The organism is Thalassomonas actiniarum, from assembly GCF_000948975.2.
GTDB lineage: Bacteria > Pseudomonadota > Gammaproteobacteria > Enterobacterales > Alteromonadaceae > Thalassomonas > Thalassomonas actiniarum.
Genome location: NZ_CP059735.1, coordinates 4,534,094 through 4,548,193 on the forward strand (window position 1 = coordinate 4,534,094; position 14,100 = coordinate 4,548,193).

Sequence of the window (14,100 nt, forward strand, 5' to 3'; positions counted from 1 at the left end):
ATCACTAGCTTGTCCTGCTGATAGACATTTTTCAGTACTGGATGTTTGACCTGCCTATCTGGGTAAAACAGAATCCCGGGTGATCAAGCCGGGTTCAAAGGTCTGTTTTATTACTAACTTGTCCTGCTGATAGACATTTTTCAGTACTGGATGTTTGACCTGCCTATCTGGGTAAAACGGAATCCCGGGTGATCAAGCCGGGTTCAAAGGTCTGTTTTATTACTAACTTGTCCTGCTGATAGACATTTTTCAGTACTAATTTAGCCGCCATCTGTCCCATTTCATTTACCGGGTTATCTATAGTGGTAAGTTTGGGGTAGATATAACGGGCAAGGATAACATTATCAAAACCAATAATAGATAAATCCTGCGGCAAGTTATAACCCAGCTCACGGGCACAGGTCATGGCCCCTGAAGCAATTTCATCATTGGCACAAACCAGGGCAGTAAAGCTTTGCTTGCTCTCGACTAAATGTTTCAGACCTTCACTGCCGCCGGTTTCTTTAAAGTCCCCCATATACACCAGGGATTCTTTAAATTCGATATTACTCTCTGCCAGCGCCCGTTTATGGCCGAGTAAACGGTTACGGGCATCGGCCTTAAACTGTTGACCGGCGATATAGGCGATATCGCTATGTCCCTGGTCAATAACGGCTTTGGTGGCCAGGTAGCCGCCGAGTTCATTGTCCAGGCTGATGCAATTTTGCTCTACCCCCGGCACCAGCCGGCTCATGATATAAACGGGAATATCTCCCTGACATAAATCAAACAGATACTCATCTGATACCGCTTCGACATGCACTATCAGGGCATCGCAATTCCGGCTTTTGAGAAATTCAATGCCGTCTTTTTCTTTATCTTCTTCACTGTGCCCGGTAGTGATAATGACATGTTTACCGGCCAAGCGTAATTCGGTTTCAATACCCGCCATCATCTGCCCGAAAAAAGGCCCGTGCAGCTCGGAAACCAGGATACCTACGCTGTTGGTGCGCTTGGACGCCAGCGACTGGGCAATGGAGTTGGGACGATATCCCAACTGCTCCATGGCATCGATGACTTTTTGCCGGGTTTTATCGCTAACCAGCGCATTATTGCTGGTGACCCGGGAAACCGTCGCCAGGGATACACCCGCAAGTTTTGATACTTCATATATAGTCGCCATAATACTCCGGCACGTTAAAGCAAAAGGTAAAAATGAGTTGGGGAGATACTAGCATACTCCCGCCGGACTTAACTAGCCGGGGCTCTAAGTTCGCTTTGAATATGCTCTATTTTTTCATCATTTAAGGTATATTTGCGCATCACCCAGGCAACGATAAAGGAGCCTATGGCCGGCAACAAGGTAAAAGAAAGCAAGATGCCCTGCTTAGTAGCCTCGGTTTGCGCAACATCCGCCTGGTAATCATAAAACGCCAACAGCCAACCGGCAGCAGCTCCGCCCAGGGCTACCCCCATCTTGATAAAAAACACCACCCCGGAATACACCATGCCGGTCACACGCAGCCCGGTTTTCTGGTGGCCGTAGTCTATGGTATCCGCCATTTTTGCCCACAGCAGCGGCGTTGCCATATCCAGGAAAAACTTCCAGGCAATAAAGGCGACAAAAGCCAACACCAGCTGATCACTTTCAATAAAGAAACTCAATACACAAATGCAGGCAGAAATGGTTTGCAACCAAATATAGGCCTTGATTTTACACACCCGCTTTGCCAGCGGCTGGGCCACGGCGCAGCCGACCATGCTGCCGATAACCCCTAAGGTTAAAAAGTAGGTGATCAAATCTTCGCGGCCTAAGAAATATTTCACGTAATAGACCGCCAGGGTAAAGCGCAATACCTGCCCGGTCAGCAGGAACAAGGCGGCCACACACAGGATACGCCACTGATCGTTTTGCCACAGGGAGCGCATACTTTCTTTAAACGAAGTCTCCTGATGCTCCGGTAACGAAATGCGCTCTTTGGTGCCGACAAAACATAATAAAAACATCACCAGCCCCAGGGTGCTCATGGTCACCATAGTCAGCTGGTAACCTTTGGCGGTATCCCCCTGCCCGAACCATTGAACCATAGGCATAGTCGCCCCGGCCACGATCACCCCGCCCAACATGCCAAAGACAAAACGGTATGACTGCACCGTCACCCGCTCTTTGGCATCGGCAGTTAATACCCCGCCCAGGGCGCAATAGGGAATATTGATGGCGGTATAGGCCACCATCAACAAGGTATAAGTGACAAATGCATAGAGCAGCTTATTGTCGGCGGATAAATCAGGAGTGGTAAAAGCCAAGATGCTGATAATGGCAAAAGGAAACGCCAGCCACAAAAGGTAGGGCCGAAACTGCCCCCAACGGCTTTTCGTGCGGTCGGCAATATTGCCCATCAAAGGGTCGGTAACGGCATCAAAGATGCGCACCACTAAGAACATGGTACCGACGGTTGCCGGCGATAAACCCATGACATCAGTGTAAAAGAGTAATAAAAACATCATCACGGTCTGGAAAATGATGTTACTTGCGGTATCCCCTAAGCCATAGGCTATTTTTTCTCTGATGCTGATCATGCTGCTGTCCTTTGATGGTGCTTGTTATTATTATTTTTTCGCTACCCGACTACTGATAAAGTTTTTGTAGGCGTTACCACTGGCTTTGATAGTTCTTTGCTGGCTGGCATAATCAACATAAACGATACCGAAGCGTTTAAGATAACCTTCCGCCCATTCAAAGTTATCCATCAGCGACCAGGCAAAATAGCCGCGGATATCCACTCCCAGCCCTATGGCATCATGTACCGCGCTCAGGTGGCTTTGGTAGTAATCTATCCTATCTAAGTCATTAACGGAACCGTCCTTGAGCTCATCCGCCATCGCCGCACCGTTTTCGGTAATGTAGATCGGCGGCAGCGAATATTTTTCATTTAAGGAAACCAGCAATTTCGTCAAGGCCTTAGGATAAATTTCCCAGCCGATATCGGTTCTCGGCTCAAGCGCCGGCAATTGCACAAAATCTTGCTGTTCATCTGCGCGGTAAATCGCCCGGGTATAATAATTTACCCCTAAAAAGTCCATCGGCTGAGCAATAATTGCCATATCTCCCTGGTGGATGTCAGGATGATGCGCCCTGGGCAGCTGGGATAAAATTTCCGGGTACTCACTATCAAACAGGGGTTTGATATACCACTGGTTAAAATAATCATCGGCAAAATGAGCTGCCCCTTTATCTTCTGCCCGGCTTGACGCCGGATAGCAGGGGGTAAAATTAAGCACGATACCGTTTAAGGTGTCCGGGCTGTTTTTTGCCAAGACCTGCATTGCCAGGCCATGGGCCAGCAATAAATGATGGGCAGCTTTTTTGCCGTATTCTTTACCCACTATGCCCGGAGCATGGACCCCGGCTTCATATCCTAAATAGGCGCTGCAAAAAGGCTCGTTTAAGGTGGCATAAGCATAAACCCGGTCACCGAAGGCTTTTGTGATCAAATCGACATAATCACGAAAACGGTATGCAGTCTCCCGGTTAAGCCAGCCGCCGTTATCTTCCAGGTGCTGGGGCAGATCCCAGTGATATAGGGTAACAAAGGCTTTGATATTTTTACTCTTGAGTTCATCGAGTATGCCTAAGTAAAAGTCCACCCCGGCCTGGTTCAGTGTACCCTCGCGGGTGATCACCCGGGGCCAGGAAATGGATAAACGGTAGGCATCTACCCCTAAAGATTCAATCAGCTCAATATCCTGACGCCAAAGATTAAAGTGATCACAGGCGACTTCCCCGTTTGAGCCGTCGGCGATTTTCCCCTCTGTTGCACAAAAACGATCCCAGATACTGGCCAATCTGTGCTCAGCCCCTCCTTCAATTTGGAAAGAAGCCGTGGCGACGCCATAAGTAAAATCGGCGGAGAGCATGGGCGAATTAACGGGTAAAGAAATTTTAGTCATCATTTACATTGCTGCCTGTCAGGGGGTTCTCATTAAGAAAAATCAATTAATATTAGCTACTTACATTCAACTTTTGATTACAACACAAAAATGTAAGCGCTTACAAATAACTTGAAAATTTTTTGCGTCTGGTTTTTAATGCTTTCAATGACACAATGAAAGCGCTTTCATTTTCAAGCCTAGTGTTTTCTGTATTAAAGATCAACCGCTTTTATTTATGTTTATGAAAATAACGTGTGAAGTTTACCGACAAGCTTACAAACTTGTCTCCGACAGCCGCTTTATGCTCAACAAAATATAAAAGAATACTAAAACAAGCTAATGGGGAAATTATGGCAACATTTTCAAAATCATATCATGCAGAACAACGACCAGAGGCGCAAACCGGTAAGGACTACCGCTTCGCACTGACATCGCTAACCTCACTATTTTTTATGTGGGGCTTTATTACCTGCCTCAATGATATCCTGATCCCCCATTTAAAAGGGGTTTTCGATTTATCTTACAGCCAGGCAATGCTGGTACAATTTTGCTTTTTTGGCGCTTATTTTGTTGTCTCCCTGCCCTCGGGGGCGCTGGTCAAACGCCTGGGATACCAAAAAGGCATAGTGCTGGGGCTAGTGATCGCCGCCCTGGGCTGCTTATGCTTTTATCCCGCCGCAAGCCTGCACAGCTACGCCATTTTCTTATTGGCGCTGTTTATCCTGGCCAGCGGCATCACCCTGCTGCAGGTCTCCGCCAATCCCTATGTCAGTATTCTGGGAGAAGTGAAAACCGCCTCCTCCCGGCTGACTATGACCCAGGCTTTTAACTCCCTTGGCACCACAGTCGCACCGTTTTTTGGCGCGTATTTAATTTTGGAACAAGCAAGCGAGGCCATATCAGCAACCGCTTCGGCGCAACAGGTACAGATGCCCTATGTGTTCCTGGCCGCTTTATTATTGCTACTCGCCGCCGTCTTCGCTGCCTTGAAACTGCCGGATATGTCCGCTGAAATAACCCAAAACCAAACCGGTAAAGGAGACGGGGAAAACCATCAGCTAAAAAGTGCCTGGCACTATCGCCACCTGATGCTTGGCGCTGTCGGCATTTTTGTCTATGTCGGCGCCGAAGTGGCCATCGGTAGTTTCCTGGTGAATTTTTTCACCGACCCGAATATCGGCGCCATGGAAGAGTCGGCTGCCGCCAAATATATCGCTTATTACTGGGGAGGCGCTATGGTGGGACGTTTTATTGGCGCCGCCGCCATGCAAAAAATAGCCGCAGGTAAAGCCCTGTGTTTCAATGCCGTCGTGGCCATGGTCTTAGTGTTCGTGGCGATATTTGCCTCCGGACAGTTGGCCATGTCGGCGATTTTATTGGTGGGGCTTTGTAATTCCATTATGTTTCCCACCATTTTCAGCCTGGCCCTCAACGGTTTAGGCAAGCTTACCAGCCAGGGCTCGGGCATTTTATGTCTGGCAATCGTCGGCGGCGCCATCATTCCCCTGCTCCAGGGAGTTTTGGCAGATAACATTGGCATACAGGCGTCTTTTGGCTTGCCTATCCTGTGTTACGGCTTTATTGCCTATTACGGCTTGTCAGGAAGCAAAGCATCGATAAGTGAGAAAGGAAAGGCTTAAATCTTCGGATCAAAATAACCAATATAAATTCATTCCCCGGCTGTAATATAACCGCCGGGGAAAGCAACTAAGACAAAACTGTCGGTCCGAGAATGCTCGATAATACTGCGGTGATCACCAAAATAATATCCGCCAGGAACAGCTCGCTGACGATGGCATTTTTTTTCAGGGTTAACACCTGCACCTGATTTAACATCGGCACCAGGCTGTGTTTATATTTATGCTTGTGCAAGACCACCAGCAGGAAGACGGTAGTGACTGTGATTAATTTCAGCAGCATGGTTTGCCCGTAAGTGGTGGTAAACAAGTCTCCCGTACTTGTCAGCATCTGGCTTAATAATCCCCCGCCGCCAAGCAATAACAAAGGCACCATGATCAGGGTCAGCTGGCCAAAAAAGCGCATCACCCGATACAGGTTCGACAGGTTAAGCAGCTGATAACAAATCAACAAGGGATATAAAGCCCCCAGCCACCAGGCGGAGGTTATGATATGCAGGGCCATCAGCCAACGTGCGCTGCTGCCAAGCTCTGCTGTATTGCCCAGCAGGGTAAAAGAATAACTTAACGCCGCTATCCCGCTCAGGTAACACAAAAAAAACAATTTTCGGTTTGAGGCCTGAGCCTCGGGCTTTCTTCTTAGATGCAGCAAAAATAAAGCAGCAATGGCGGTAAAGCCGGATAGCCGCCAAAACAGGGCATCTCCCGATGGACCCTGCCAGAGCCGGTGCACGCTTTCACCGTCAAACATACCAAAAAAGCCCGTTTGCGAAACGGCGCCCACGCCCATTAAAAAGTTAATGATCACGGCTGTTATACCCAGGCACAGGCATAGCCGGGTATAGCGGATAATAGCTTGGATATTGGTGTTGGCGCGGATCAAAGCACCGATAAATGGGCCGCCGACGGCAGCGGCAACCCCCATATAAATTAACCAGCGGGAAATGATATCCCCGACATCCCAAATAGAAAGCGCCATACTTACTCCTCATCTTAGGATGTGATCGTCTCAATAACATCAACGACCACTACCTCGTACCAAAAATGAGAATTCCTCTTTCCGGGGACGGACATCTTTGCCCATTAATTGCCGAGAGGTTTGCCGGGAAATAGCCCGGCTCACGACAACAGGTATTAAAATAAGCTTAGCCGACTTTTATCCGAAAGACCCGGATGCTGATGTGCGCTTAATTGTTCTGTTGCTTTTTGGTTTTAGTTTTTGTGGGTGATGAATGCAAAGGAGCGAGCCAAAACCACCAAACAATCAATAAAATAACAAAAAGTCCTGCCAGGTTTATCATCAACATATTCATGACTGAATCTCCTTAACCGACAGCTGCCGCCCGGCTGGTTTAAAAAAACGTAAACGGTTGGCATTAGTCACCACAGTTAAGGATGACATCGCCATGGCGGCACCGGCGATCATGGGGTTGAGCAATAAACCGGTAAAGGGAAAGAGAACACCCGCCGCTATCGGTATGCCCAAACCGTTATAAATAAAGGCGCCGAACAGGTTTTGTTTGATGTTTCTCACCGTTGCCCGGGAAATTTCAACCGCATCGACCACGCCGTGCAAGGAGCCCGACATCAAAGTGATATCGGCACTTTCTATGGCGATATCCGTACCGGTACCTATGGCAAAACCGACATCGGCAAGTGCCAGTGCAGGCGCATCATTGATACCGTCTCCCACCATAGCGACCACTTTTCCCTGACGCTGCAATTGTGCAATTTGTCCGGCCTTATCCTGGGGTAATACTTCGGCAATCACTTTGTCTATGCCGAGCTGGTTGGCAACGGCACTAGCGGTGGCCCGGTTATCACCGGTTAATAACAGCACCTCCAGCCCGAGCTGGTGCATGCGCTTAATGGCAGCAAAAGAATCATCTTTAATCGCATCACTTATCGCTATAATGCCCGCCAGTTCGCCGTCAATGGCGATAAAGATCACCGTATTGGCCTCTTGTTCCAGCTCGGCCGCTTGGCTTACAAGCGCTTCAATATTGATATCAAAACTTTGCATTAACTTGCGGGTCCCCAGCAGCAAAGACTTATTTTCAAGCTCAGCGCGGATCCCCTGCCCGGCGATAGCAGCAAAGTCCGTGACCGGCAACAGTTTCAGCTGCAGCTCTTTTACCGCCGAAACAATTGCCTCTGCCAGTGGATGCTCTGAATTGGCCTCGGCGCTGCCTGCCCATAACAGCAGGGAGTTCTCATCCCAGGTGCCCCTGGGAATAATTTTGCTTATCCCGGGTTTGCCCTGGGTTACCGTGCCGGTTTTATCCAGCACTATAGTCTCAAGTTTGCCTGCCTGTTGCAGGGCATCGCCATTGCGGATCAGGGTCTGATATAACGCTGCTTTCCCTACTCCTGCCATGATAGAAATCGGCGTAGCCAGGCCCAAAGCACAAGGGCAGGCAATAATAAGTACCGTCATCATGGTCACTATGGCGTATGTCAGTGCCTGCTCACCATCGGCAAAGTTGAGCCAGGCAAGAAAAGTTAATACCGCAATAATGAGTACGGCGGGAACAAATACCGAAGCAATCTTATCCACCAGACGGCCAATCGCCGGCTTAGACGACTGGGCGGTTCGCACCATATTGATGATCTGCGCCAAAGTGGTATCTTTACCTATACGTTTGGCCTGAAACAAAAAGCTGCCTGACTTATTGATGGTGCCCGCAAGCACTTTGTCTCCCGGCTGTTTTTTTACCGCCAGCGGCTCGCCGCTTAACATAGACTCATCCAGACTGGAATGGCCCTGGGTAATCACGCCGTCTACCGCGATGCGCTCCCCCGGCTTCACCCGTAAGATATCATCAATAACCACCTCTTCAATTAAGATATCGATCTCGTTATTATCGCGCACAACACAGGCGGTTTTTGGCTGCAAGCCGATAAGTTGTTTAATCGCCTGCGAGGTTTTGCCCCGCGCGCGCATTTCAAGCGCCGAGCCCAGGTTAATTAACGCGATAATAACCGCGGCGGCTTCAAAATAAACGTGTTGTGCCAAAGCGGGTACTAACTCAGGTTTAACAACGATCACCACAGAATAAAGCCAGGCGGTGCCGGTCCCCAGGGCGATAAGCAAGTCCATATTGGCATTATGTTGCCGCACCGATTTAACCGCGCCGAGAAAAAAATGTCCTCCCGAATAAACCATGACTCCCAGGGTGGCCAGCGCTATCACCGACCAAAATAACAGGCCATTGGGAGCGGCTAACGGCGGCAGCATACCCGCCATGCCGGCAATAAATAATGGCGCTCCTACCAGGGCGGCAAGAGCCGCCTGCTTTAATAACTGCCGGTAGTAGACAAATTCGGCCTGTTCTTTATCGGCTGTATCATCGAGGCCACTCAGTTCACTGGCCTGATAACCGGCCCGGCGGATTGCGGCAATCACCGCCTCGGCATTGGTATCACCCTCAACCGTGGCAGTATGTTCAGCAAAATTAACATTGGCAGAGGTTACAAAATCTACGTCGTTAATCGCCTTTTCAATAGAGGCGACACAACCGGCACAACTCATGCCTTCAATGGATAAATGCAGGGTCTGACTCATAGCAAAACTCCTGTTTTATTAAGAAAGTTACTGTAATAGCCGGATATAAACCCCGAAGGGAAAATAAAGCGAATGTCTTGGACAAAATAAAAAGAGGGAACCATCAACTGCTGCTCATAAAATTGTGATAACAGCAGTATGAAGCAGTTCAGGGAAAAAAACGTTACAGGATTTTAGCTATCTGTTACAGGATTTACGGCTTATAACTCATCAATCGCTTTTCGGGCATGTGAACCGCAATTTGCCTTAAAATCGCTGGGGGTTAACCCGGTGATTTTTTTAAATTGGTTGCTCAGATGCGCAACACTGGAATAGTCGAGACGAAAGGCGATTTCGGTAAGGGAGAGTTCATCATAAACCAATAACTCTTTAACTTTTTCTATTTTTTGCTGAATATAAAACTGCTCTATCGTGACCCCTTCCACCGACGAAAACAGGTTACTTAAATAGTTGTAGTCTTTAAAAATATGTTCGGACAAAAAACGGGATAGTTTGACCTTTTCCCCCATAGGCTGCTGCACCAGGGCGATCACATGTTTTTTGGTCTGCTCGATTAACCGGCCTTTTTTGTCGTTGATCAGCTCAAAACCCAAGGCTTCCAGGCGAGTTCTAAAAATTTCAACTTGCTCCGGCTCCAGCGTGGTATTACCAAAATCCACTTCCCCCAGGCTCACAGACAAGGGAGTTATATCAAGCGCCTTGAGTTCATTTTCAACCACAAACTTACAGCGCCCGCACACCATGTTTTTAATAAAGATCTTCATTTCAATTGCTTATCTATAAAAATCCGGAAAGTGAATCCTTAACCATAAAACCGCAGATTAATATTTTTTCACCTGAGTGACAATATCTGCATTCGCCGATTCGTGAAATTTACACTATTTTTTAATAGCAACTGACAAGCAGCGAATTAAAAAAAGGCATCAACATGGCGAATTTTCTTTTTGTATATCACGGCGGCAGCAAAACTTCAGATCCGACAGAGCTTGAAAGCGTTATCCAGGCATGGCGGGACTGGTTTACTTCTATGGGAAATGCGGTAATTGACAGTGGTAATCCGGTGGGGTTATCGACAACCGTCAACAGTGACGGCAGTATCGTCAATAATGGCGGCAGTAATCCCGCCAGCGGCTATAGCCTGATCGCAGCGGCCAACATAGAAGAGGCCTGTAATCAGGCCAAAGCTTGCCCGATTTTGGCCAGTGGTGGTAGCATAGAAATCGCAGAAATTATTGATATGTAACCTGTCTTCAATAAAAGGAGAAATTACCGTGAGTTTACAGGATGAGATCATCGCCCTTGAAATGGATTTACTTAAACCTGAAATCCGGCGCTCGCCATCCGCTCTTAACCGCCTGATCAGTGATGACTTCCTGGAAATTGGCGGCTCCGGCAGAAGTTTTGGCAAAGATGAAGTGCTGAGCCGTTTACCGCAAGAAACACCGCCAACCTTCTCGGCCCGGGATTTTGAATTACGCCGGCTCAGCGACAACCTGGTTCAGCTGCTCTATAAAGCCACCATGCTCAAGGCAGGCGAAGGACAAACCAGCTATTCCCTGCGCAGCACTTTGTGGCAGCTGAAAGAGAATAACTGGCAAATGCTGTTTCACCAGGGCACCCTTTGCCCGCCGTTTGAGAATAATCACAAATGAAAAACCAGGATGTGCTCCGGGGCTCTTGTTTATGCCGCTCCGTAGGTTTCAGCCTCAGTGGCGGCATCACTGCAGTGCGCTATTGCCACTGCAGCCATTGCCGCAAATTTGCCGGTACTTCCCCTGCGGCCTGGGGCATGGCGGAAACGGCCAACCTAACAGTCACGGCATCCAACAGCGAAATTGGCAAGTTTAATTCCGGACGGGGTATCCGCTGTTTTTGTTTAAACTGCGGCTCCCCCCTGTGGTTCGAATCGATTGAATACCCGCAGATGATAGCCATTCCCCTGGGGGTGCTCGACAGCGATAAACTGCCCGCTCCCAAGCTGCATATCTGGACCCAATCCAAAGCCAACTGGTGCTGCATCAATGACGACCTGCCCCAACACCCGACCTATCCAGAAGAATAAAAAGCCTAAAGGTAAATTTAAGGCTTCACATAACGGTAACCTGCACCATAAACAGACTCGATAATATTGGTTTCCAGACCGATTTTTTTCGCTTTCAAGCGGATGTTTTTTACATGGCTGTCGATGGCGCGATCAGAAATATCCCGCATGTCCGGATACGCTAAATCCAAAATTTGCGCCCGGGAGTAAATACGCTGAGGATGCTGGTATAACAAGGAAAATAAATTAAATTCCAGGTGCGTCAACTCGGTGCTTTGCCCCCGGTAACTGAGCCGGAAACTCTCCATATTCAGCAATAAACCTTCCTCAACCACGGGAGCCTTATGTTTTTGGGTACGCTTTAAAATTGCTTTTATCCGCAATACCAGCTCGGGCGCGCTGAAAGGTTTGCAGATATAATCATCCGCCCCGGCCTCAAGCCCGATCAAGCGGCTGATTTCCTGGGTTTTGGCCGTCAACATCACGATCGGCACCTCGGAGAAAGTTCTGATCTGTTTGCAGCATTCCAGACCGTCCATCACCGGCAGCATCAAGTCCAATAAAATGAGATCCGGTTCATTTTTCCTGACGGTTTCCACCACATGCTCACCGGTTTCCAGATGTCGGGTAGTAAAGTTACTGGCCTGTAAAAACAGCGCGACATTTTCAGCAATTTCCAAATCATCTTCAACAATAAGTATATCGGCCATGCTACGACTCCGCCTGGCTCAGTGGAAGGTGAATGGTGATGGCCAATCCTTTATAGTGGCTTTGTGAAGACATAATTGTTCCCCTGTGTGCTTCAATAATACTTTTACAAATGGAAAGACCTAATCCGGATCCTCCCGTGGCCCGGCTGCGAGATGCCTCCACCCGGTATAACCGCTCAAAAATAAGCGGTAATTCTTGCTTGCAAACCCCGGGCGCACTGTCCTGGATGCGAATATCTAACCGATCTTTTCTCACCCGGGCATCAAAGACAATCTGCCCGGGTAAATCGGTATAGGTCATGCTGTTATCAATCAGGTTACTGATCACTTGCTTGATTTTGTCTTGATCAAAGGAAATGCTGATGTCATCGGGGATGTCGATGCTTTGCGACCATTTAAAACCCCTGGCTGTTACCGTTTCCGCCAACTCCTGCGACCAGGAAGTTAACGCCGACAGGCAATGATGTTCGGCCAACTCAAGGTGCAACGCGCCGATGTCTGATTGCGCCACCTGGTAAATATCACTGATCAGGCGGTTAATTTCCCCGATTTTCACAATCAAGCCGTCATAAGAAGCGTTCACATCCCTGACCAGGTTATGCTGCAGCGCTTCAACCTTTAATTGCAGCACTGTCAGCGGCGTACGCAGCTCATGGGAAACATCCGCCAGCAGCTGGTTTTTCTTTTCCACCAACTCCGCCATCATTTGCGAGCGCTGAATAACCAACTGACGTTTCTTATTCTGCCGGTAAATAAAGAAAGTCACCAACAGCACCAGCAGCACAAAACCGGCCAGAGCATAATTTCGCTGATGTTGAAACTTTAATTGCGCCAGCTCTTCCTGGTGGGTCAGCAGTTTAAATTCATTGACAATTTGCTCGGTTTTAAAGGTATCGGATAACTCACTGACTTGATCCTGATGGTTTTGCGCCGCCTGCTCGGCCCTGAATTTATGATGTTCCGCCAGGTGCTCATAAGCTTTTTCATGATTATTTAATTGCTTATAGAGGTTTGAGACATTTTTGTGGGCTTCAGCTTTCATATCAAGATGATCAATCTCAACCGCCATGGTTAACGCTTTTTGAAAGTGCTCCATCGAATCTTCATACTGCTCCAGCCAGGAGAGAATAATGCCCAAATCAATTTGGCTCTGGATAACCAGCGCCTTGCTGTCCATCTCGGTTGCCAGGGCAAGGGCCTTACTGTGATATTCAAGCGCCCGGGAGTATTCTTCCTTGCTGCGATACGCCTCCCCTAAACGCTTATTGATAAAAAATAAGTTATGCTGATTACCGATGCTTTTTTCCAACACCAAAGCCTCGTCCAGGTAAGCAATGGCTTTATTGTTATTTTTGTCCATCAAATAGGCAACACTGGCGTTAAGTAACTGCTCGGCAACCCAGGACTCCTGAGTAAATTTACGGGCATGGGCTAACGCCTTGTTATAATGCGGAATAGCGTCATGATAACGGCCATAGTGCATGTACACCTGCGCAATATCGCTGTAGGTACGGGTGGCTTCAAGCTTTTCGGTGTACCCCCCCTGTTCCAGCGCCTGGTTATAATAAGCAAGCGCCTGATCGTAATCGCCATTGTAATAATACATCAGCCCGATATCGCTCAAGGTGACGCCAATCTCATACGAACGCTTAAGTTCACGATAATCGGTTAAGGCTTGCTGAAAATAAGCAATCGCCTTAAGGTAATTGCCCTCTTTATTCATGATCGAATAGGCGATATCTTTGGCTGCCGTGGCTTTTTCATCCAGGTTGCCTTTTTCCAGTGCCAGCTTTTCATTTTCAATCACCAGCGCCGCTGCCTGTTCTAGTTTTCCCAAATGAAAATAAGCACTCGCCAGGTGATGGTTGATCAGTAATGCTTGGGAGTTATTTGGATAACGGCTAAGCAATTGCCGTGTTTCCTCTGCCAATACACTCGCCTTTTCGGGATCTTCTTCAACGTAATAACCGCTTAATTCAATCAGCACAGGAATTCTTTCCTGGCCGGTTAAGCTTTTAAGACGCTCTTCCAATGAAACCATCTGCTCAGACGCGGCCAAAACGGCTTGACTCAAGGAAAAGAAAACAATGAAAAAGAGGAGCTTAAAATAATGAGTCATGATAGGTAAACTGCCTGTTACTTCCTTATGGCGATGACGATCCCTTGAGATAAACGGGTAAAACACACAAGTTAACAAAATTTGTATGCCCCGTTTATCCGTTAGGGGGGTATTAA

At 48.0% G+C, this 14,100-nt stretch carries 12 protein-coding genes; 4 read left to right on the top strand and 8 right to left on the bottom strand.

Features of this window, described 5'->3' with window-relative positions; translation table 11 throughout:
* Positions 1-163: 163 nt before the first annotated feature.
* From SG35_RS19670 to SG35_RS19680, 3 genes are all read right to left on the bottom strand, one after another.
* Entirely contained in the window at positions 164-1,162 is a 999-nt protein-coding gene (locus SG35_RS19670; RefSeq protein WP_044832014.1) for a LacI family DNA-binding transcriptional regulator, read from the bottom strand.
* 68 nt (positions 1,163-1,230) lie between these two features.
* A complete protein-coding gene (locus SG35_RS19675) occupies positions 1,231-2,559 on the bottom strand; it encodes a glycoside-pentoside-hexuronide (GPH):cation symporter (RefSeq protein WP_044832015.1) in 1,329 nt (442 codons plus the stop codon).
* Between the two features lie 30 nt (positions 2,560-2,589).
* Positions 2,590-3,930 (bottom strand): GH1 family beta-glucosidase, encoded by a 1,341-nt coding sequence (locus SG35_RS19680; protein WP_201777776.1) that lies wholly within the window; start codon positions 3,928-3,930, stop codon positions 2,590-2,592.
* A gap of 332 nt (positions 3,931-4,262) precedes the next feature.
* On the opposite strand from SG35_RS19680, the gene SG35_RS19685 reads away from it, so the two are divergent.
* On the top strand, positions 4,263-5,552 hold the full coding sequence (locus SG35_RS19685) for a sugar MFS transporter (protein ID WP_044832017.1): 1,290 nt from the start codon (positions 4,263-4,265) through the stop codon (positions 5,550-5,552).
* 67 nt (positions 5,553-5,619) lie between these two features.
* Here SG35_RS19685 and SG35_RS19690 read toward each other — a convergent pair whose 3' ends face one another.
* The 3 genes from SG35_RS19690 to SG35_RS19700 form a co-directional block, all read right to left on the bottom strand.
* Complete coding sequence (locus SG35_RS19690; RefSeq protein WP_053042916.1) at positions 5,620-6,528, bottom strand: CopD family protein; 909 nt, start codon at positions 6,526-6,528, stop codon at positions 5,620-5,622.
* Positions 6,529-6,858: 330 nt separating this feature from the next.
* Positions 6,859-9,114: a heavy metal translocating P-type ATPase gene (locus SG35_RS19695; RefSeq protein ID WP_044832018.1), complete on the bottom strand. Its 2,256-nt coding sequence runs from the start codon at positions 9,112-9,114 to the stop codon at positions 6,859-6,861.
* Positions 9,115-9,314: 200 nt separating this feature from the next.
* Positions 9,315-9,878 carry a helix-turn-helix domain-containing protein gene (locus tag SG35_RS19700; RefSeq protein WP_044832019.1) on the bottom strand — a complete coding sequence of 188 codons (564 nt, stop codon included), beginning with the start codon at positions 9,876-9,878 and terminating at the stop codon, positions 9,315-9,317.
* A 164-nt stretch (positions 9,879-10,042) separates the two neighbouring features.
* Between SG35_RS19700 and SG35_RS19705 the strand changes: the two genes are divergently transcribed.
* Genes SG35_RS19705 through SG35_RS19715 form a run of 3 tightly spaced genes read left to right on the top strand, consistent with a single transcriptional unit; the run spans position 10,043 to position 11,176 of the window.
* On the top strand, positions 10,043-10,357 hold the full coding sequence (locus SG35_RS19705) for a YciI family protein (RefSeq protein WP_044832020.1): 315 nt from the start codon (positions 10,043-10,045) through the stop codon (positions 10,355-10,357).
* A 28-nt stretch (positions 10,358-10,385) separates the two neighbouring features.
* Positions 10,386-10,766 (top strand): nuclear transport factor 2 family protein, encoded by a 381-nt coding sequence (locus SG35_RS19710; RefSeq protein ID WP_236702552.1) that lies wholly within the window; start codon positions 10,386-10,388, stop codon positions 10,764-10,766.
* Positions 10,763-11,176 (top strand): GFA family protein, encoded by a 414-nt coding sequence (locus SG35_RS19715; RefSeq protein ID WP_053042917.1) that lies wholly within the window; start codon positions 10,763-10,765, stop codon positions 11,174-11,176. The genes SG35_RS19710 and SG35_RS19715 overlap by 4 nt, the downstream gene beginning before the upstream one ends.
* A gap of 17 nt (positions 11,177-11,193) precedes the next feature.
* Here SG35_RS19715 and SG35_RS19720 read toward each other — a convergent pair whose 3' ends face one another.
* Together SG35_RS19720 and SG35_RS19725 are read right to left on the bottom strand one after the other, a co-directional pair.
* Complete coding sequence (locus tag SG35_RS19720; RefSeq protein WP_044832021.1) at positions 11,194-11,865, bottom strand: response regulator; 672 nt, start codon at positions 11,863-11,865, stop codon at positions 11,194-11,196.
* Position 11,866: 1 nt separating this feature from the next.
* Positions 11,867-13,897: a tetratricopeptide repeat protein gene (locus tag SG35_RS19725; protein ID WP_160298253.1), complete on the bottom strand. Its 2,031-nt coding sequence runs from the start codon at positions 13,895-13,897 to the stop codon at positions 11,867-11,869.
* Positions 13,898-14,100: the final 203 nt, after the last annotated feature.